Annotated in this window: 15 protein-coding genes, 1 tRNA gene and 3 pseudogenes; 7 read left to right on the top strand and 12 right to left on the bottom strand. The window is 71.3% G+C overall.

Translation table 11 applies throughout. The features are described from left to right. Positions 1-58 precede the first annotated feature (58 nt). Positions 59-832 carry a sulfite exporter TauE/SafE family protein gene (locus ACZ6TU_RS18455; protein ID WP_467670760.1) on the top strand — a complete coding sequence of 258 codons (774 nt, stop codon included), beginning with the start codon at positions 59-61 and terminating at the stop codon, positions 830-832. Here the strand turns inward: ACZ6TU_RS18455 and ACZ6TU_RS18450 are convergent. After that, positions 818-1619: pseudogene (locus ACZ6TU_RS18450) on the bottom strand (HAD-IIA family hydrolase). The gene ACZ6TU_RS18455 and the pseudogene ACZ6TU_RS18450 sit on opposite strands and share 15 nt — an antisense overlap. A 477-nt stretch (positions 1620-2096) precedes the next feature. Then, entirely contained in the window at positions 2097-2636 is a 540-nt protein-coding gene (locus ACZ6TU_RS18445) for a DUF309 domain-containing protein (RefSeq protein WP_467670764.1), read from the bottom strand. A gap of 147 nt (positions 2637-2783) precedes the next feature. On the opposite strand from ACZ6TU_RS18445, the gene ACZ6TU_RS18440 reads away from it, so the two are divergent. Next, positions 2784-2857, top strand: a tRNA-Pro gene (locus tag ACZ6TU_RS18440). A 212-nt stretch (positions 2858-3069) separates the two neighbouring features. Here ACZ6TU_RS18440 and ACZ6TU_RS18435 read toward each other — a convergent pair. The 4 genes and pseudogenes from ACZ6TU_RS18435 to ACZ6TU_RS18420 form a co-directional block, all read right to left on the bottom strand. Then, positions 3070-3905, bottom strand: a pseudogene (locus ACZ6TU_RS18435) (MBL fold metallo-hydrolase). 51 nt (positions 3906-3956) lie between these two features. After that, on the bottom strand, positions 3957-4187 hold the full coding sequence (locus tag ACZ6TU_RS18430) for a hypothetical protein (protein WP_469549559.1): 231 nt from the start codon (positions 4185-4187) through the stop codon (positions 3957-3959). Then, positions 4184-4783: an ATP-binding cassette domain-containing protein gene (locus ACZ6TU_RS18425; protein ID WP_469549558.1), complete on the bottom strand. Its 600-nt coding sequence runs from the start codon at positions 4781-4783 to the stop codon at positions 4184-4186. Before ACZ6TU_RS18425 ends, ACZ6TU_RS18430 begins: the two co-directional genes overlap by 4 nt. Before the next feature lie 104 nt (positions 4784-4887). Next, positions 4888-5130: pseudogene (locus ACZ6TU_RS18420) on the bottom strand (ABC transporter transmembrane domain-containing protein); the annotation flags it as partial. On the opposite strand from ACZ6TU_RS18420, the gene ACZ6TU_RS18415 reads away from it, so the two are divergent. The 3 genes from ACZ6TU_RS18415 to ACZ6TU_RS18405 all read left to right on the top strand — a co-directional run bounded on the left by ACZ6TU_RS18415 (position 5044) and on the right by ACZ6TU_RS18405 (position 7846). Continuing rightward, positions 5044-5625, top strand: a complete 582-nt coding sequence (locus ACZ6TU_RS18415) for a hypothetical protein (protein ID WP_469549555.1) — start codon at positions 5044-5046, stop codon at positions 5623-5625. The pseudogene ACZ6TU_RS18420 and the gene ACZ6TU_RS18415 overlap by 87 nt on opposite strands. A gap of 355 nt (positions 5626-5980) precedes the next feature. Next, positions 5981-6964 (top strand): aldo/keto reductase, encoded by a 984-nt coding sequence (locus ACZ6TU_RS18410; protein ID WP_469549551.1) that lies wholly within the window; start codon positions 5981-5983, stop codon positions 6962-6964. Between the two features lie 57 nt (positions 6965-7021). Next, positions 7022-7846 carry a DUF427 domain-containing protein gene (locus ACZ6TU_RS18405; RefSeq protein WP_469549550.1) on the top strand — a complete coding sequence of 275 codons (825 nt, stop codon included), beginning with the start codon at positions 7022-7024 and terminating at the stop codon, positions 7844-7846. A gap of 93 nt (positions 7847-7939) precedes the next feature. On the opposite strand, the gene ACZ6TU_RS18400 is transcribed toward ACZ6TU_RS18405, so the two are convergent. The 6 genes from ACZ6TU_RS18400 to iolC form a co-directional block, all read right to left on the bottom strand. Then, positions 7940-8725 (bottom strand): GntR family transcriptional regulator, encoded by a 786-nt coding sequence (locus tag ACZ6TU_RS18400; RefSeq protein ID WP_467670774.1) that lies wholly within the window; start codon positions 8723-8725, stop codon positions 7940-7942. A 21-nt stretch (positions 8726-8746) separates the two neighbouring features. Beyond that, positions 8747-10252: a CoA-acylating methylmalonate-semialdehyde dehydrogenase gene (locus tag ACZ6TU_RS18395; RefSeq protein WP_467670776.1), complete on the bottom strand. Its 1506-nt coding sequence runs from the start codon at positions 10250-10252 to the stop codon at positions 8747-8749. A gap of 55 nt (positions 10253-10307) precedes the next feature. After that, a complete protein-coding gene (gene iolD, locus ACZ6TU_RS18390; protein ID WP_467670778.1) occupies positions 10308-12182 on the bottom strand; it encodes a 3D-(3,5/4)-trihydroxycyclohexane-1,2-dione acylhydrolase (decyclizing) in 1875 nt (624 codons plus the stop codon). Further along, positions 12179-13072, bottom strand: coding sequence for a 5-deoxy-glucuronate isomerase (gene iolB, locus ACZ6TU_RS18385; protein WP_469549547.1), 894 nt, complete (start codon positions 13070-13072; stop codon positions 12179-12181). Before iolB ends, iolD begins: the two co-directional genes overlap by 4 nt. A 76-nt stretch (positions 13073-13148) precedes the next feature. Beyond that, positions 13149-14027 (bottom strand): Cgl0159 family (beta/alpha)8-fold protein, encoded by an 879-nt coding sequence (locus ACZ6TU_RS18380; RefSeq protein WP_467670782.1) that lies wholly within the window; start codon positions 14025-14027, stop codon positions 13149-13151. A 12-nt stretch (positions 14028-14039) separates the two neighbouring features. Continuing rightward, positions 14040-15017: a 5-dehydro-2-deoxygluconokinase gene (gene iolC / locus ACZ6TU_RS18375; RefSeq protein ID WP_467670784.1), complete on the bottom strand. Its 978-nt coding sequence runs from the start codon at positions 15015-15017 to the stop codon at positions 14040-14042. Between the two features lie 321 nt (positions 15018-15338). Between iolC and ACZ6TU_RS18370 the strand changes: the two genes are divergently transcribed. Together ACZ6TU_RS18370 and ACZ6TU_RS18365 are read left to right on the top strand one after the other, a co-directional pair. Then, a complete protein-coding gene (locus ACZ6TU_RS18370; protein WP_467670786.1) occupies positions 15339-16358 on the top strand; it encodes a sugar ABC transporter substrate-binding protein in 1020 nt (339 codons plus the stop codon). Next, complete coding sequence (locus ACZ6TU_RS18365; RefSeq protein WP_467670788.1) at positions 16358-17434, top strand: ABC transporter permease; 1077 nt, start codon at positions 16358-16360, stop codon at positions 17432-17434. The genes ACZ6TU_RS18370 and ACZ6TU_RS18365 overlap by 1 nt, the downstream gene beginning before the upstream one ends.

Here is a 17434-nt window from a genome sequence, read left to right as displayed (position 1 = left end):
TCACCAGGCGAGACGCCGCTACCCGCACCGGTTCGTTGCACATAGCATCAGTGTTCGCATGAACACCATGACGCTCTGGCACATCACCGGCTGGGAGTTCGCCGCCCTCGCCTTCGCGGCCCTGCTCGTCGGCTTCTCGAAGACCGCCGTGAGCGGGGCCAACACGGTCAGCCTCGCCATCTTCGCCGCGGTGCTGCCCGCCCGCGCCTCCACCGGCGTGCTGCTGCCGGTGCTGATCGCCGGGGACCTGCTCGCCGTCGCCACCTACCGGCGGCACGCCCACTGGCCCACGCTGTGGCGGCTGTTCCCGGCGGTCGCCGCGGGCGTCGTCGTCGGCACGCTCTTCCTGATGTGGGCGGACGACGCGGTCGTACGGACCTCGATCGGCGTGATCCTGCTGCTGATGGCCGCGGTCACGGTCTGGCGCAGGCGTACGGCGGACGCCGAGCAGGAGCCGGAGTCGGTCACCACCCGGGCGGGCCGGCTCAAGGCCCGCTCCTACGGCGTCCTCGGCGGCTTCACCACCATGGTCGCCAACGCGGGCGGCCCGGTGATGTCGATGTACCTGCTGTCCGCGGGCTTCCGCAAGCTCGGCTTCCTCGGCACGTCGGCCTTCTTCTTCCTGATCGTCAATGTCTCCAAGCTGCCCTTCAGCGCCGGCCTCGGCCTGATCGACGGCCGCTCCCTGCTGCTCGACCTGGCGCTCGTGGTGTTCGTCGTGCCCGGCGCGCTCTTCGGCAAGTGGGCGGTCAACAAGATCAACCAACGGCTGTTCGAACAGCTGGTCATCGCGGCGACGGTCGTGGGCGGACTGCAACTACTGCTGCGCTGAACCCCGCAGCAGTGCCGGAAGGTCCGCGAAGCAGTCGATCACGTGGTCGGGCGTGCCGTCGGCGGCCCGGAGCGCCTCCGGCTGGAACTTGCCGGTCCGGACGAGGACCCCGGTGACACCGGCCCGCTGCGCCGCGAGCACATCGGACTCGACGTCGTCCCCCACCATCACGGCCTCACCCGCACCGGCGCCCAGCCGGGCGAGCGCCGCCTCGAAGAACGCCCGGGGCCGGTTTCCCGGTGATCTCGGCCTCCACCCGGGCGGCCTGCTCCAGACCGGCCAGGAACGCACCGGAGTCCAGCCGCAGCCCCTCGGCCGTACGCCAGTACAGGTTGCGGTGCATGGCCACCAGCCGGGCCCCGCGCTGGAGATGCCCGAAGGCCCGGTCGAGCGCCGCGTAGCCGAACTCCGGACCGGCCCCGCCGACCAGCACGACATCCGGCACGGTGCCGGAGTCCGCCGTGTCGACGACGGTCACGCCGCCGAGGTCCGCCTCGATGTCGCCGCTGTTCAGCAGGGCGCACCGGGCGCCGGGACAGTGCTCGGCGAGGTAGGCGGCGGTGGCGGCGGGCGCGGTCAGGATGTCCTCGGCGGTCACCGGGAACCCCGCGTCCGCGAGCGTCCCGGCGATCGACGCCCGCGTACGGGACGTCGTGTTCGTGACCAGCAGCACGGCGAGCCCGGCTTCCCGGATCTCCCGCAACGCCTCCACTGCCCCGGGCAGGGGCCGCCACGAGACGGTCAGCACCCCGTCGATGTCGACGAGCACGGCACGCACGGACTCCATGACCGGACCATAACCACCGGGAGCTGGGCGCGCCCCTCCGCGTCCGTCCCCCAGGGGGTGTCCGCAAAGTCCTGCACAGCCCCCGCGGCGCCCGGCACGCCGAGGCCACGCACCGGACACCGCGGGTACCGCACGGGACTTTGCGGACACCCCCTAGCGCCGGCACGGACCCGCTCGTCTCACCCGGCCCCGCTCGTGGCCGGCACCCTCGTCGGCCTGCCCGGCAGGCCGTGGCTCGCCCCGGCTCGCGCCTCGCGCCGGGCTGCTCCTGCGCAGCGTCCCGGGCCCGGTGTCCCGGGTCGAGGCTGCGCGCTTGTGGCCGGTGGTCGGGGTGGCTGTGGCTCGGGGCCGGGTGGTGCGCCGTGTTCGCTCTCGTGGCCCAGAGTGCTCGTGCTCGGCGTTCCGGGCGGTGCCCCGCTCCCCGGCGTCCCGCGCCTGTGGCCCCGCATCCGGGACGCTCATGCTCAGCGTCCCCGGTCAGCGCCCAGCGTCCGCACCCCGCAACCGGGGCGCCCGCGCGCCCGCGTCCACCGGTCGGCCCTCTCGCTCCACGTCCTCGGCCAGCTCCCGTGCCCAGGCGGCGACGCTTCCGAGGTCGATCCCATGTGGCGCCGCCTCCCCGGAGGCGGACGCCCACGCCTCGGTCGCACTCGCGCCGCGCCGCAGCAGGCGCGCCCCGCCCGTCAGGTTGCCGCGGGCGGTGTGTGTCAGGCCCACGGCGAGCTGGGCGAGGCCGCGCCACAGTTCCCGCTCCGTGTCGGGGCCCGACTTCCAGGCGTCCTCGAAGACCTCGTGCGCGTGGAACGGTTTCCCCTCGTCCAGCAGCCGCTGCGCCTCGGCGACGGTCTCCTCCGGGGTGCGGACGACGCCCTCGGGCTGCCGCGGCACGCCCGGCGCGTCGTACGGCAGGGGCCGACCGAGACCGTCCCGCGGCCGGGCGTTGCGCGCACGCCCCTCGCTGTCGCGGTCCCGTGCGCCGCCCGGCCCGCCCGCGGACGTGCTCCCCGTGTTTCCCATGTCTCCCGTGCTCTCCGAGCTTCCCCTGCTGTCTGTGCTGCCCATAAGGCGATTGTCCCGCGCCGGGGGCCGCCTTTCGGAGAGGCCCGGGGTGTGGGGTAAAGTGCTGTTCGCGCGATCACGCGGTTCACCGCGGTGGTCGCGCACCGGGACGTGGCGCAGCTTGGTAGCGCACTTGACTGGGGGTCAAGGGGTCGCAGGTTCAAATCCTGTCGTCCCGACTCGTGAGAGTCGCAGGTCAGAGGTCGTATCGGAGGAATCCGGCACGACCTCTTGATCGTTTTTGGGTACCAATCTCGCGCCGAGCCGGTCGATGTTCAGCTCGCCCGGCCGCCCGGCTGAACCACGAAACTGAGCTTCGCGTCTTGCCCGGCCGCCTCCAGGCGCTCGGCGAGCATGCCCTCGCGGCCTGTCCCGCGCCGAACGGCCGCGATCACGCCGAGAGGAACGGCTCCGTCAGATGCGGCGTCGCCAGGTGCAGCGTGGTGGCGGTTTCGCGGCCGAGCATGCGCTCCCTCGAGTGCCTGGCCGCCTCAGGGTCGGCCTCGTGCGCGTAGGCGAGCTCGGGGTGGAGCAGCTGGAGCGCGTGCACCAGGAGGTCGCCGGTGACGAGCGCCAGCTCGCGCCCGTCGGCGACCAGCACGCTCTGGTGTCCGGGCGTATGACCGGGCGTGGCGACCGCGCGCCCGGCGCGCAGTGGAGTGTCCCCGTTCAGGAGCCGGAGCCGACCGGCGGCCGCGAGCGGGTCGGTGAGGGTCTCGCGAAGCTGCGGGTTGAGCGCGTCGAGGGCGTCGAACTCGGTCCGCTGGAGCAGGTATTCGGCGTTCGGGAAATAAGGACGGCGGCCGCTGGCCGCGCCGCCGGTCGAAGCATTGCCGTCCACCGCGCCGCCCGCTGAAGGGACGGCCGCCTCGGTCGCGACCGGGCGGCGGCGAGCGACTCGGGGAGCGCACCGGGCACGGGCGCCCACGAGCCGGCCGGGCTGTCCGCCGGACCGATCCCGGCGGTGAGGCCCTTGTCGCCGCGGATCGCGTACGCGCGGAACTGGAGCCTCCAGCGGCCCTCGGCGTCGACCGCGCCCGGGTCGTAGCGGTCGGCCTCGGCACACTGAGCGGCCGTGGCCTCGGGGAAGGCCTCGGCGCGCGGGGAGAAGAACGGCCCCTCGCCGTCGGCGAGAGCGATGATCTCGGTCGAGCCGACCTTGAGGCGGGGAACGCGCGCACCGTGCTCCGTCGCCGCGCGAGCGGCGAGTCCGTCGAGCGGATCCAACCGGAACTGAGTGCGCCGTCCACCTTGTTGGGCTCCACGTCGCTGCCACTCTCACCTGGTCAGCGAGGTGGTCCCACAGCAGCGCCCTGCATTCCAGACATCGGCGTAGCGGCCGCCGCGGTGCAGCAGCTCGTCGTGGGTGCCCTTCTCCACGATCCGGCCGCCGTCCAGAAGGACGACGCGATCGGCGCGTTGGACGGTTCGCATCCGGTGCGCGACCATCACCACCGTCCGGCCGGCCATCAGATGCTCGATGCCCTCGTGGACGGCTGCCTCGTTCACCGGGTCCGAAAGACGTCCTGGAAGACGATGGCGATCTGCGCCATCAACACCTCCGTGTTGATGGCCCGCACGTCCACCCCTCCCACGCGCACAGCGCCCGCGTCCACGTCGTAGAACCGCGCGATCAATTGCAGCAGTGTGCTCTTGCCCGCACCCGACGGTCCGACAACGGCGAGCCGTTGTCCCTCCGGCACGGACAACGACGTGTTGTCGATCACCGTGCGGTCGCCCTGCCGGAAGGCGACGGACTCGAACTCCAGGTCATGGCGTACCGGTTGGATCGGTTCGGCCGGCTCCGGCAGCGGCTCGGTGCGCAATACCGTGTCGAGCCGCGCCAACTCGTAGCGCGCTACGCGTAGTTGGCCGCCGATGTCCGACAGTGACAGCAGCGGATCCGCGCAGCGGGCGGCCAGCACCAGGATCGCCAAGACCTCCGCCGCACCGATGTTCCCGCGGAGTGCGAGGTAGGCGCCCAGGGCCAACACGACGGTGAACATCGTCTGCACCGCGAGTGCCAGTCCCACCACGCCGGGCAGCGCTGACAGCGCGGTTCGGCGGGAGGCGCGCTGGACTTCCTGCAACGAGTCGTCGAGCACCCGTCAGCGTTCGACGGTCCGGCCGCCGGCGCGCAGCACCGGCTGGCCTGGAGGTACTCGATGACTCGCCCGGTGGCCTCGTGGTCGCGTTCGTGGCGCTCCGTGTCCGTGGCGGCCATCGAGCGTCCCGTCCGTATCTGGATGGCAGCCACGATCGGAACGGCGGCCAACGTGGCCAGGCCCATCTGCCAGTTGAAGGCCAGCATGACGGCAACAATCGTCATGGGGGTCACACAGGCGGAGATGAACGGTGCCAGCAGATGCGCGATCACGCTCATCGCCCGGAGGGCGCCGCGGCTGGCCAGGACGGATACCTCCCCGACGCGGCCTGCGTCGTACCAGCCGATGGGCAGTCGGGCCAGATGGTCGCCGAGACGGTGGTACGTGCCGCGCAACAGCGTGGTCCCGACCCGGAAACCGGACAGATCGCTGACATGACGCGGCACCGCGTAGACGGCGACCGCGGCCCCGAACGCGACCAGCCAGGGCCAGGCGTCTTCGGGTGTGCTCCCGAACAGTGCCCGCAGCACGGGAACCAGCAGGGCGTAGGACAAGCCCTCGACGAGGGCGGCGGATGCACACCCGAACAGAGCGTCGACGTCTTCCGCAACATCTGGTACTACACCGTCGGCGAGGTCCTGGTCCGCGCCCACTCCGCCCGCCGACGGGACGAGGGCAGGCCCTTCGCCTACCGCGACGACCTGGACCCGTCCCATCTGCCCCACCTGGCCGCCATCGGCGTCCGGTGGGCCGCGCTGGCCGCACGGGACATCTACCCCCGGGGGCTCCGCACGTTCGTCGACGGGCTGCTCGCACAAGCCACCCCCCGTGGCGTCGGCTGAGCACGGACGACGGGCCGGGCCGCCACTGCCCCAAGGCCGGTAGAAGAGCGAACGCGACCGCGCCAGACAACGCAGGTCCGGCGAGTCGCCGCCCCGGACCTGCCGCCCCGGAGCCCCGGACCTGCCGCCCCGGAGCCCCGGAGCGGCATGGGGGTGAGCGGGCTGTCAGGGTCCCAACGAGGGTGAAGAGACCGAAGTCGACGTCGCCGATGCCGGCCCGTTTCAGGTGTGGAACAGCCGGCACGCACTCGTCGAACATCCCTTTGCGCCGTAAGCCCTTGACTTGAAGCGCGCTCCAAGCTGAAGACTCCCCTTCGTGCCCCGAGACCCGGGGCCGCAGGGAGGAGCAACAGCCATGCGTTACCGCACGATCGGCACGGACCCGCGCACCCGCCGCGAGGTGAGCGTCCTCGCGCTCGGCGCGATGCTGTTCGGCTCGGTGACGGACGAGAAGACGTCCTTCGCCGTCCTCGACCGCTACGTCGAAGCCGGCGGGAACTTCATCGACACCTCGGACAACTACGCCTTCTGGACCGACGGCGGCCAGGGCGGCCAGAGCGAGGAACTCCTCGGCCGCTGGCGGCGCAGCCGCGGCGTCGGCGACGAGATCGTCATCGCGACCAAGCTCGGCGCACGCCCCCTGGCCCCCGGCACCAGCTACGTCGACAACCCCGAAGGCCTCTCGGCGAAGGTGATCCGCGAGTCCGCCGAACGCAGCCGCGAGCGGCTCGGCGTGGCGAAGCTGGACCTGTTGTACGCCCACATCGAGGACCCCAGGGTCCCCCTCCAGGAGACCGTCGAGGGCTTCGCCGCCCTGGTCGCCGAGGGCACCGTCGGACTGCTCGGCGTGAGCAACCACGCCGCCTGGCGCGTGGAGCGGGCCCGTGCCCTCGCCGCCGCGGCCGGACTGCCCGGCTACGAGGTGCTCCAGTACGCGCACAGCCACCTGCGCCCTCGCACCGACGTACCCGACGACGTCTTCCCGGACGGCAGCCTCGGCCACGCCGGCCCCGACCTGCTGAGCTATCTGAGGGCCGAGCCGGGCATGACCCTGATCGCCTACTCGCCCCTGTTGAAGGGCGCCTACACCCACCCGGACCGGCTGCCCGCGGACTTCGACCACCCCGGCACCCCGGCCAGGCTGGCGGTGCTGCGGGAGGTGGCCCGGGAGACCGGGGCGAGCGTCAACCAGGTCGTGCTCGCCTGGCAGATCGGCGGCGAGCTGCCGATCGTCCCGCTGGCCGGGGTTTCGTCGTTGGCCCAGTTGGAGGAGAACCTGGCCGCCGTGGACCTGGAACTGACCCCCGAGCAGCGGGCCCGGCTCGACGCGGCGCACTGAGCGCGTGGGACCGTGGAGGGGAACCGGACATCCGGACCTCCGGAAGGAGCACCGGCCATGACCACCCACCCGGCCCACCCCACCGCCCGGTCGATCAGGACCACCCCAGAAGGCCTCATGTGGGAGCCCAGCGAGCGCTGGGTGCGCGGCCGCAAGGGCGACGTCACCGTCGTCGACAGCCGGCACCCGGTCCTCGTCTGGGAACCCCACCTGCCCGTACCGCAGTACGCCTTCCCGCACGACGAGGTCCGCATCGACCTCCTCCGCCCGGCACAGAACCCGCCCACCGGCGCGCACACCGGCTCCCGGATCTTCTACGACCTCGACGCCGACGGCGACGTGCGCGCGAACGCGGCCTGGACGTTCCCCGCCGACGACCTGGCCGGCCACATGGCCTTCGAGTGGTTCCGGCGCACCGACACGGGCCTCGACCACTGGTACGAGGAGGAGGAAGAGATCTTCATCCACCCCCGCGACCCGCACAAACGCGTGGACGCGCTGTCCAGCAGCCGCCATGTCCGGGTCGAGATCGACGGCCGGGTCGTCGCGGACACCCACGCCCCCGTCCTGCTCTTCGAGACCTCCCTGCCGACCCGGTACTACTTCCCCCGCGAGGACGTCCGCCTGGACCTCTTCGCCGCCACCGACCACAGCACCGGATGCCCCTACAAGGGCACCGCCGAGTACTGGTCCTGGCGCGGCGAGGGCGGTGTGCCGCCCAACATCGTCTGGAGCTACCCCGACCCGCTGCCCGCGGTGGCGGCGATCCAGGGGCGCGTCGCCTTCTTCAACGAGGCCGTCGACATCACGCTGGACGGCGAGCGCCTGGAGCGCCCGGACACGCCGTTCAGCCGGATGCTGCGGAAGGGGAGCCGCTCGTGAAGCTGCCGAGCAGGGCGACGAGGCCGGCCGCGAGGCCCTCGGGGTGCCCTGCTCGGCGAGCGCGGACGGCTCTGCGCCCGGGTTCGGGTCCGGTCAAGGCCGCACCAGCAACTGGGAATCGAACGTGTACCGCGACGCCCGGTAGACGTGCGTTCCGTACTCGACCGGCCGCCCGGTGTCGTCGTACGCCGTGCGCTGCATGGTGAGCAGCGCCGCGCCCTCCTCCTCGTCCAGACGCGCGGCCTCCTCCGCGGTGGCCGCGCGGGCGCTGACACGCTGCCGGGCGCTGTGCAGGGTGATGCCCGCCGAGCGCATCATCCGGTACAGGCCCGTCGACTCCAGGCGGGCGTCGTCGAGGTCCATGAGAGACGCCGGCAGGTAGTTGCACAGCAGGGCCACCGGCTGGCCGTGCGTGCAGCGCAGCCGGTCCAGGACCGTGACCTCGCTGCCCTCCGCGACCCCGAGGGCGGCGGCCACGTCGCAGGAGGCCGGGACGACCTCGTTGCGCACGACCTGTGTGGTGGGCCCCTGCCCGGCCTCTTCCAGGTCGTCGTAGAGGCTGCTCAGTTCCAGCGGGCGCCTGACCTGGCTGTGCACCACCTGGGTGCCCACTCCGCGCCGCCGGACCAGCAGCCCCTTGTCGACGAGGGACTGGATGGCCTGGCGGACGGTGGGGCGGGACAGACCGAGGCGCGCCGAGAGGTCGACCTCGTTGCCCAGGAGGTTCCCCGGGGCGAGGACCCCGTGCTCGATCGCGGCCTCCAGCTGCTGGGCGAGCTGGTAGTACAGCGGAACGGGACTGCCCCGGTCCAGGGCGAAGTCCAGCGAGCTGAGCGCAGGCGCGGCCGCGGCACGTGCCCGGTCACCGCTCTTCGCCATGGATGAACCCCCCTCCATGGGTCAGGAGTTGCTCGGGAAGCCGAGGTTGATACCGCCGGTGTCCGCCGGGTCCGGCCAGCGCGTGGTGATCACCTTGCCCTGGGTGTAGAAGGCGATGCCGTCGTTGCCGTAGATGTGCAGGTCGCCGAAGAGCGAGTCCTTCCAGCCTCCGAAGGAGTGGTAGCCGACGGGGACCGGGATCGGCACGTTGACGCCGACCATGCCCGCCTTGACCTCCAGCTGGAAGCGGCGGGCGGCGCCGCCGTCCCGGGTGAAGATCGCGGTGCCGTTGCCCCAGCGGGAGTCGTTGATCAGCTTGATGGCCTCTTCGTACGTCTCCGCGCGGACCACGCACAGCACCGGGCCGAAGATCTCGTCCCGGTACGCGTCCGCCGTCAGCGGCACCCGGTCCAGTAGGGAGACGCCGAGGAAGAAGCCGTCCGCGCACTCGGGGTGTCCGTCCACCGAGAAACCCGTGCCGTCGACGACCACCTCGGCGCCCTGCTCGGCGGCCGACGACACGTAGGACGCCACCTTGTCGCGGTGCTCGCGGGTGATCAGCGGGCCCATCTCGGACGCCGGGTCGTTGCCGGGGCCGATCTTCAGGTTCTTCGCCCGCTCGGCGATCTTGCCGACCAGTTCGTCACCGGTGTCGCCGACCGCGACCACGACCGACACGGCCATGCAGCGCTCGCCCGCCGAGCCGTACGCCGCGTTGATCGCCTGGTCGGCGGCGTGGTCCAGGTCGGCGTCGGGCAGGACCAGCATGTGGTTCTTGGCGCCGCCCAGGGCCTGCACCCGCTTGCCGTGCTCGACGGCCTTGAGCTGGATGTACTTGGCGATCGGGGTCGAGCCGACGAAGGAGACCGCCTCGATGTCCGGGTGCTCCAGGATGCGGTCGACCGCCACCTTGTCGCCCTGCACGATGTTCAGGACGCCGTCCGGCAACCCGGCCTCGGCGGCCAGTTCGGCGAGCTTGAAGGAGGCCGACGGGTCCTTCTCGCTGGGCTTCAGCACGAACGTGTTGCCGCACGCGATCGCCAGCGGGAACATCCACATCGGCACCATCGCCGGGAAGTTGAACGGCGTGATGCCCGCGACCACGCCCAGCGGCTGGCGGATCGAGGCGACGTCGACCCGGGTGGAGACCTGCGTGGACAGCTCGCCCTTGAGCTGGACGCTGATCCCGCACGCGAGCTCGACGATCTCCATGCCGCGCGCGACCTCGCCGAGCGCGTCGGAGTGCACCTTGCCGTGCTCGGCGGTGATCAGTTCGGCGATCTCGTCGCGGTGGGCGTCCAGCAGCTCGCGGTACTTGAACAGGACCGCCGTGCGCTTGGCGAGCGAGGACTCCCCCCAGGACTCGAAGGCGGCCTTGGCGGAGGCGACGGCGGCGTCCACCTCGTCGACGGTCGCGAACGCGACCTGCTTCTCCTGGGCGCCGGTGGCGGGGTCGTAGACGGGGCCGAAGCGGCCGGAGGAGCCTTCGACGGGCTTGCCGTCGATCCAGTGGGTGATGGTCTTCATGGTGCGCGAGGGCCTTTCGTGAGCCTGGAGTTCAAGCCTGGAGTGCAGCGGGTGTTCAGAGGTGGCGACGGCGTCCGGCGACCTGGCGGTCATAGCGCTCGCGGGCCTCGACGGCGGCCTCGCGGGAGGCGGTCTCGGCCACCGGCACGTCCCACCAGGCCTCGGCCGGGGGAGCGGTCGGGGCCGGGTCGGTCTCGACGTACACGCACGTAGGCCGGTCGGAGGCCCGAGCCGTGGCCAGAGCCTCGCGCAACTCGCGCACCGTCTTGGCGCGCAGTACGTCCATGCCGAGGCTGGCCGCGTTGGCGGCCAGGTCGACGGGGAGCGGGGCGCCGGTGAAGGTGCCGTCGGCGGCCCGGAAGCGGTAGGCGGTGCCGAAGCGCTCGCCGCCGGTCTCCTCCGACAGACCGCCGATGGAGGCGTAGCCGTGGTTCTGGATGAGGACGATGTTGAGCGGCAGGCCCTCCTGGACGGCCGTGACGATCTCCGTCGGCATCATCAGGTAGGTGCCGTCGCCGACCAGCGCCCACACCGGCGTACCGGGAGCGGCCTGCTGGACGCCGATGCCGGCCGGGATCTCGTAGCCCATGCAGGAGTAGCCGTACTCCAGGTGGTACTGGCGCGGGCTGCGGGAGCGCCACAGCTTGTGCAGGTCGCCGGGGAGCGAACCGGCCGCGTTGATCACCACGTCGTCGTCGCCCACGGCCGCGTCCAGCGCGCCGAGCACCTGTGTCTGGGTCGGGACCGCGCTCTCGTCGTCGGCGCGGAAGGCCGCCTCGACGACCTCGTCCCAGCGCTCCTTGCCGGCGCGGTACCCGGCCTCGTACGCCTCGCTCACCCGGTGGCCGGAGAGCGCCTCCAGCAGCCTTTCGAGGCCCGACTTCGCGTCGCACACGAGCGTGCGCGCGGCCAGCTTGTGCGCGTCGAAGCCGGTGATGTTGAGGTTGAGGAACCGCACGTCCGGGTTCTGGAAGAGCGTGCCGGAGGCCGTGGTGAAGTCCGTGTAGCGGGTGCCGACGCCGATGACGAGGTCGGCGGTGCGGGCGAGGTCGTCGCTGACGGCCGTGCCGGTGTGGCCGATGCCGCCGAGGTCGGCGGGGTGGTCGTGGCGGAGTGATCCCTTGCCCGCCTGGGTCGAGGCGACCGGGATGCCGGTGGCGTCCACGAACGCCTTCAGCGCCGCCTCGGCCTCGCTGTGGTGGACGCCGCCGCCCGCGACGATCAGGGGCCGCTCGGCCGACCGGATCGCCTCGACGGCCGCCGTCAGCTCCACCGGGTCCGGCGCGGGACGCCGTACGTACCAGACGCGCTCGGCGAAGAACTCCTCCGGCCAGTCGTACGCCTCCGCCTGCACGTCCTGGGGCAGGGCCAGGGTGACGGCGCCGGTCTCGGCCGGGTCGGCCAGCACGCGCATGGCCTGGAGCGCCGACGGGATCAGCGCCTCGGGGCGGGTGATCCGGTCGAAGTACCTGGACACCGGGCGCAGGGTGTCGTTGACCGACACGTCGGCCTCGACCGGGTGCTCCAGCTGCTGGAGCAGCGGGTCGGCGGAGTGCGTGGCGAAGTAGTCGCCGGGCAGGAGCAGCACCGGCAGCCGGTTGATCGTCGCCAGGGCCGCACCGGTGACCAGGTTGGTGGCGCCCGGGCCGATCGAGGTCGTCACGGCTTGGGCGGACAGCCGGTTCAGCTGCCGGGCGTAGCCGACCGCCGCGTGCACCATCGACTGCTCGTTGCGGCCCTGGTGGAACGGCATGACGTCCTCGCCCGCCTCCAGGAGCGCCTGACCGACGCCGGCCACGTTGCCGTGGCCGAAGATGCCCCAGGTCCCGGCGATCAGCCGGCGCCGCACGCCGTCCCGTTCGGTGTACTGGGCGGACAGGAACCGCACCAGGGCCTGGGCGGTCGTCAGTCGGCGGGTGCGGGCGCTCATGCGGAGGTCTCCGGGGCGGTGTAGAGGGGGAGTCGGGGATCGACCGGCTGGTCCGGCCAGGTGTCGCGGACCCAGGCGTGGTCGGGGTGGTCGCAGATCAGCCAGGCACGCTCGGCCTCCGGGCCCGCCATGACGTTGAGGTAGTACATGTGGTGGCCGGGCGTGGCCATCGACGGCCCGTGCCAGCCGTCCGGGATCAGGACGACGTCGCCGTCGCGGACCTCCGCCAGCACGTCGGTCTCGCGGCCCGGGCCGGAGGGGGAGACGCGCTGGTAGCCGAGGCCGGGGATGCCGTCGTGGCCGGCGAACTCGAAGTAGTAGATCTCCTCCAGCACGGACTCCTCGCCCGGCCGGTGCTCGTCGTGCTTGTGCGGCGGGAACGACGACCAGTTGCCGCCCGGGGTGATCACCTCGACCGCGATGAGCTTGTCGCACTCGAACACGCCCGCCGCGCCGAAGTTGTTGACCTGCCGGGAGCAGTTCCCGGTGCCCCGCAGCTCCACGGGCACCTCGGAGGCGGGCCCGTAGCGGGCGGGCAGCCGGCGGGTGCAGCGCGCGCCGGTCAGCGCGAACCGGCCGCCGGCGGCGGACGTCACGGTCGCCCGGGCGTCGCGCGGCACGTACGCGAAGTCGCTGACGCCGCTGAAGACGTCCCGGCGGCCGTGGAGCTCGAAGGTGTCCTGGCCGAAGTCGTCCGTCGCGGCGACTGTGCAGCCGCCGCTCAGCGGGACGACGATCCACTCGCTGTCGCCGGCCTCGAAGGAGTGCGTGCCGCCCGGCGGCAGCTCCACGATCCGCAGGCTGGAGTGGTCCCAGCCGGCCTTCTCGGGCGTGACGTCGACGATGTAGGGGCCGCCGAGGGCCTTACCCGCGGGGAGGTGATACGTCATCGTGTGCCTTTCGGGTCACAGCGGAGCGACTCACAACAGACCGATTCACAAACAGACCGATGCACAGCAGACCGGTTCACAGCAGACCGACGGCCGTGTCCACTGCCTGTTCCACGCTGCCCTCGGCCGGGTAGAGCAGCGATCGCCCGACGACCAGGCCCTGCACGGTGGGCAGGCGCAGGGCCTTGCGCCAGCGTTCGTACGCGCCCTCCTGGTCGCCGCCGACCTCCCCGCCGAGCAGCACGGCGGGGAGCGTGGAGGTCTCCAGGACCTGGGCCATGTCGTCCGGGTCGTCGGTGACGGGCAGCTTCAGCCAGGTGTAGGCGGAGGTGCCGCCCAGGCCCGCAGAGATCGCGATGGACCGGGTGACGGCCTCGGCGGACAGGTCGTTGCGCACCTTGCCGTCGACCCGCCGGGAGATGAACGGCTCGACGAACAGGGGGAGTTGCCGGGCCGCCATGGCGTCGATCGCCCGCGCGGTGGACTCCAGGGTGGTGAGCGAGCCCGGGTCGTCGTAGTCGATGCGCACCAGGAGCTTGCCCGCGTCGAAGCGGAGCCGGGCGATGTCCTCGGCGCGGTGGCCGGTGAAACGGTCGTCCATCTCGAACGTGGCGCCGGCGAGGCCGCCGCGGTTCATCGAGCCCATCACGACCTTGCTCTCCAGCACCCCGAGCAGGAGCAGGTCCTCCAGGATGTCGGCGGTGGCGAGCACCCCGTCGACCCCGGGCCTCGACAGCGCGACGCAGAGCCGTTCCAGCAGATCGGCGCGGTTGGCCATGGCCAGGCGCCGGTCGCCGACCGCGAGGGCGCCGCGCGCCGGGTGGTCGGCGGCCACGATCATCAGCCGGCCGCTGTCGCCGATCAGCGGGCGGCGCACCCGGCGGGCCGCCGCCTCGGCGACGGCCTCGGGATTGCGGGCCCGGACCGTGGTGAGGTCGGGGATGCCGATGTTCAATGCAGGCTCCGTTCAGTGACTCGTGCTCGGCGACGGCACTTCGGCGAGGAGGTCCTCGACCTCGGACTCGGCGGGCATCGCGGAGGAGCAGGCGAGGCGTGAGGCGACGAGGGCGCCGGCGGCGTTGGCGTGCCGCATGGTCTTCTCCAGGTCCCAGCCGGCGAGGAGGCCGTGGCAGAGGGAGCCGCCGAAGGCGTCGCCCGCGCCCAGGCCGTTGACCACCTCGACCGGCACCGGCGGCACCTCGGCCCTGGTGCCGTCGCGGTGCACGGCCAGGACGCCCTTGGGGCCCTGCTTGACGACGGCCAGTTCCACGCCTGCCTCCAGCAGCGCGTCGGCGCAGGCCTGTGGCTCGCGCACGCCGGTGGCGACCTCGCACTCGTCCAGGTTGCCGACCGCGACGGTGGCGTGGCGCAGTGCCTCGCGGTAGTACGGGCGGGCCTCCTCGGGGTCGGCCCAGAACATCGGCCGCCAGTCGAGGTCGAAGACGGTGATGCCCGCCTTGTCGCGGGCCTTGAGGGCGGCGAGGGTGGCGGAGCGGCTCGGCTCTTCGCTCAGGCCGGTCCCGGTGATCCAGAAGATCCGGGCCCCGCGGATCGCGAAGAAGTCCAGCTCGTCGGTGTGGATCTCCAGGTCGGGGGCCTTGGGGCGGCGGTAGAAGTACAGCGGGAAGTCGTCCGGCGGGAAGATCTCGCAGAACGTGATCGGCGTCGGGTGGGCGTCGACCGGGGTGACCCAGCGGTCGTCGACGCCGAAGGACTTCAGCTCCTCGTGCAGGTAGGTGCCGAAGGGGTCGTTGCCCGTCCGGGTGATGACCGCCGTACGGCGTCCGAGGCGCGCCGCGGCGACCGCCACATTGGCCGCCGAACCTCCAAGGAACTTCCCGAACGTCTCCACTTGTGGCAGCGGGACGCCGGTCTGGAGGGGATAGAGGTCGACCCCGATGCGGCCCATCGTGATCAAGTCGAAATACTGGGCTGGCCCGGCCATGCACGACCTCCTCGGGAAGCTGGGGATGCGGGTCCGGAGCCGCCCTGACACCGTGGGGCGTGGGTGACCTGGGACCTGCCGCTCAACAGGTGTAGGTGCCGGAGCAGGGCCCTGTCAATAGTTTGTACTTACATTCGGACCTGCTTGTGAAATGATGTCTTAACAAAGTATTGACAGCGAGCGCGGCAGGGACTTGTATCCCGTGGCATCGCAACAGTCTGTTTGCGGCATCATGATCCGGACTCCGTAAGGCTCCGGGACCACGGATCCCTCGTGATCCCCTCCTTTCCCCCGCAGTAGCACAGTGAGGTGCCAGGAAAGATGGACCGCTCTTCTCACCCCCGCTCCCGCAGAATCGCGCCGGTTGTCGCCGTTGCCGCGGCAGCGGCCCTGACCCTCGCCGGCTGTTCCAGCAGTTCCGGGGGCAAGAAGTCCGAGGAAGGCGCCGCGAACGCCTCCGCCGGCAAGGCGACCACGCCCCGCATGACCGTCGCCCTCGTCACCCACCAGGCGCCCGGCGACACCTTCTGGGACACCGTGCGCAAGGGCGCCGAGGCCGCCGCCGCCAAGGACAACATCAAGCTCATCTACTCCGCCGACCCGAACGCGGGCAACCAGGCCAACCTGGTCCAGAACGCGATCGACCAGAAGGTCGACGGCATCGCCGTCACCCTCGCCAAGCCCGACGCCCTCAAGGGCGTCATAGGCAAGGCCGAGAAGTCCGGCATACCCGTCGTCGGACTCAACTCCGGCCTGAGCGACTGGAAGAACCTCAACCTGCTGGAGTTCTTCGGCCAGGACGAGTCCGTCGCGGGCGAGGCCTTCGGCAAGAAGCTGAACGAGGTCGGCGCCAAGCACGTCCTGTGCGTCATGCAGGAGCAGGGCAACGTCGGCCTGACCGAGCGCTGCGACGGCGTGGCGAAGACCTTCAAGGGTAAGACCACCCCCGACAACGTCAACGGCACGGACATGCCGTCGGTGAAGTCGACGATCACCGCCAAGCTGAAGCAGGACCCCTCCATCGACTACGTCGTCACGCTCGGCGCCCCGTTCGCGCTGACCGCGGTGCAGTCGGTGGGCGACGCCGGCAGCAAGGCGAAGGTCGCGACCTTCGACCTCAACAAGCAACTCATCAAGGCCATCCAGGACGGCTCCATCCAGTTCGCCGTCGACCAGCAGCCCTACCTCCAGGGCTACCTGGCCGTCGACGGTCTGTGGCTCTACAAGAACAACGGCAACTACAGCGGTGGCGGCGAGCAGCCCGTGCTGACCGGCCCGGCCTTCGTCGACAAGTCCAACGTCGACAAGATCGGGGAGTTCGCCGCGAAGGGCACCCGGTGATGAGCATGACCCAGCAGGCCACGCCGGCGGTGGACACACCGCCGGCCTCCGGCCCCAAGGAAACCGACGGGCGAACGGCACAGCGCCCCCTGGCGCTCAGACTGCTCTCCCGGCCCGAGGTCGGCGTCTTCCTCGGCGCCGTCGCGGTCTTCGTCTTCTTCCTGATCGCGGCGCCGTCGCTGCGCCAGGGCAGTTCGATCGCGACCGTCCTCTACCAGGCGTCGACCATCGGGATCATGGTCGTGCCCGTGGCGCTGCTGATGATCGGCGGCGAGTTCGACCTGTCCTCCGGCGTCGCCCCGATCGCCTCGGCGCTGACCGCGAGCATGACCGCCTTCCAGCTGACCCTGAACGTGTGGGTCGGCGTGGTGGTGGCGCTGGTGGTGTCGCTGGCGATCGGCTTCTTCAACGGCTGGCTGCTGGTGAAGACCGGGCTGCCGAGCTTCCTGGTCACCCTGGGCACGTTCATGGGCCTGCAGGGCGTGAACCTGGCGGTGACCAAGCTGATCACCGGCAACGTGGCCACCGACGACATCAGCGACATGGACGGCTTCGACCAGGCGAAGGCGATCTTCGCGTCGTCCTTCAACATCGGCGGCGTCGAGGTGAAGATCACCATCATCTGGTGGCTGGTCTTCGCGGCCCTGGCCTCCTGGGTGCTGCTGCGCACCAAGTACGGCAACTGGATCTTCTCGGTCGGCGGCAACAAGGACAGCGCCCGCGCGGTCGGTGTGCCGGTGAACTTCACCAAGATCTCGCTGTTCATGCTGGTCGGCTTCGGTGCCTGGTTCGTCGGTATGCACAACCTGTTCGCCTTCAACACGGTGCAGTCCGGTGAGGGTGTGGGCAACGAGCTGATCTACATCGCGGCGGCGGTGGTCGGCGGGTGTCTGCTGACCGGCGGCTACGGCACGGTGATCGGCCCGGTCTTCGGCGCGTTCATGTTCGGCATGGTCAACCAGGGCATCGTGTTCGCCGGATGGAACCCCGACTGGTTCAAGACCTTCCTCGGCGTGATGCTGGTCGGCGCCACCCTCGTCAATCTGTGGGTCCGCAAGCAAGCGACCCGGAGGTGA

This window comes from Streptomyces sp. NPDC052064 (genome assembly GCF_055585925.1).
Note: the sequence above shows the minus strand (reverse complement) of the source record. Positions and strands in the feature narration are given on the sequence as shown.

What these genes read in the sequence shown, in the direction of transcription:
- ACZ6TU_RS18410 (WP_469549551.1), top strand. Translation starts at nt 5,981, where the DNA reads ATGCGTTACCGCACGATCGGCACGGACCCGCGCACCCGCCGCGAGGTG.
- ACZ6TU_RS18365 (WP_467670788.1), top strand. Translation starts at nt 16,358, where the DNA reads ATGAGCATGACCCAGCAGGCCACGCCGGCGGTGGACACACCGCCGGCC.
- ACZ6TU_RS18445 (WP_467670764.1), bottom strand. Translation starts at nt 2,636, where the DNA reads ATGGGAAACACGGGGAGCACGTCCGCGGGCGGGCCGGGCGGCGCACGG.
- ACZ6TU_RS18395 (WP_467670776.1), bottom strand. Translation starts at nt 10,252, where the DNA reads ATGAAGACCATCACCCACTGGATCGACGGCAAGCCCGTCGAAGGCTCC.
- ACZ6TU_RS18455 (WP_467670760.1), top strand. Translation starts at nt 59, where the DNA reads ATGAACACCATGACGCTCTGGCACATCACCGGCTGGGAGTTCGCCGCC.
- iolD (WP_467670778.1), bottom strand. Translation starts at nt 12,182, where the DNA reads ATGAGCGCCCGCACCCGCCGACTGACGACCGCCCAGGCCCTGGTGCGG.
- iolC (WP_467670784.1), bottom strand. Translation starts at nt 15,017, where the DNA reads ATGGCCGGGCCAGCCCAGTATTTCGACTTGATCACGATGGGCCGCATC.
- ACZ6TU_RS18400 (WP_467670774.1), bottom strand. Translation starts at nt 8,725, where the DNA reads ATGGCGAAGAGCGGTGACCGGGCACGTGCCGCGGCCGCGCCTGCGCTC.
- ACZ6TU_RS18370 (WP_467670786.1), top strand. Translation starts at nt 15,339, where the DNA reads ATGGACCGCTCTTCTCACCCCCGCTCCCGCAGAATCGCGCCGGTTGTC.
- ACZ6TU_RS18405 (WP_469549550.1), top strand. Translation starts at nt 7,022, where the DNA reads ATGACCACCCACCCGGCCCACCCCACCGCCCGGTCGATCAGGACCACC.
- ACZ6TU_RS18415 (WP_469549555.1), top strand. Translation starts at nt 5,044, where the DNA reads ATGCGCGATCACGCTCATCGCCCGGAGGGCGCCGCGGCTGGCCAGGAC.
- iolB (WP_469549547.1), bottom strand. Translation starts at nt 13,072, where the DNA reads ATGACGTATCACCTCCCCGCGGGTAAGGCCCTCGGCGGCCCCTACATC.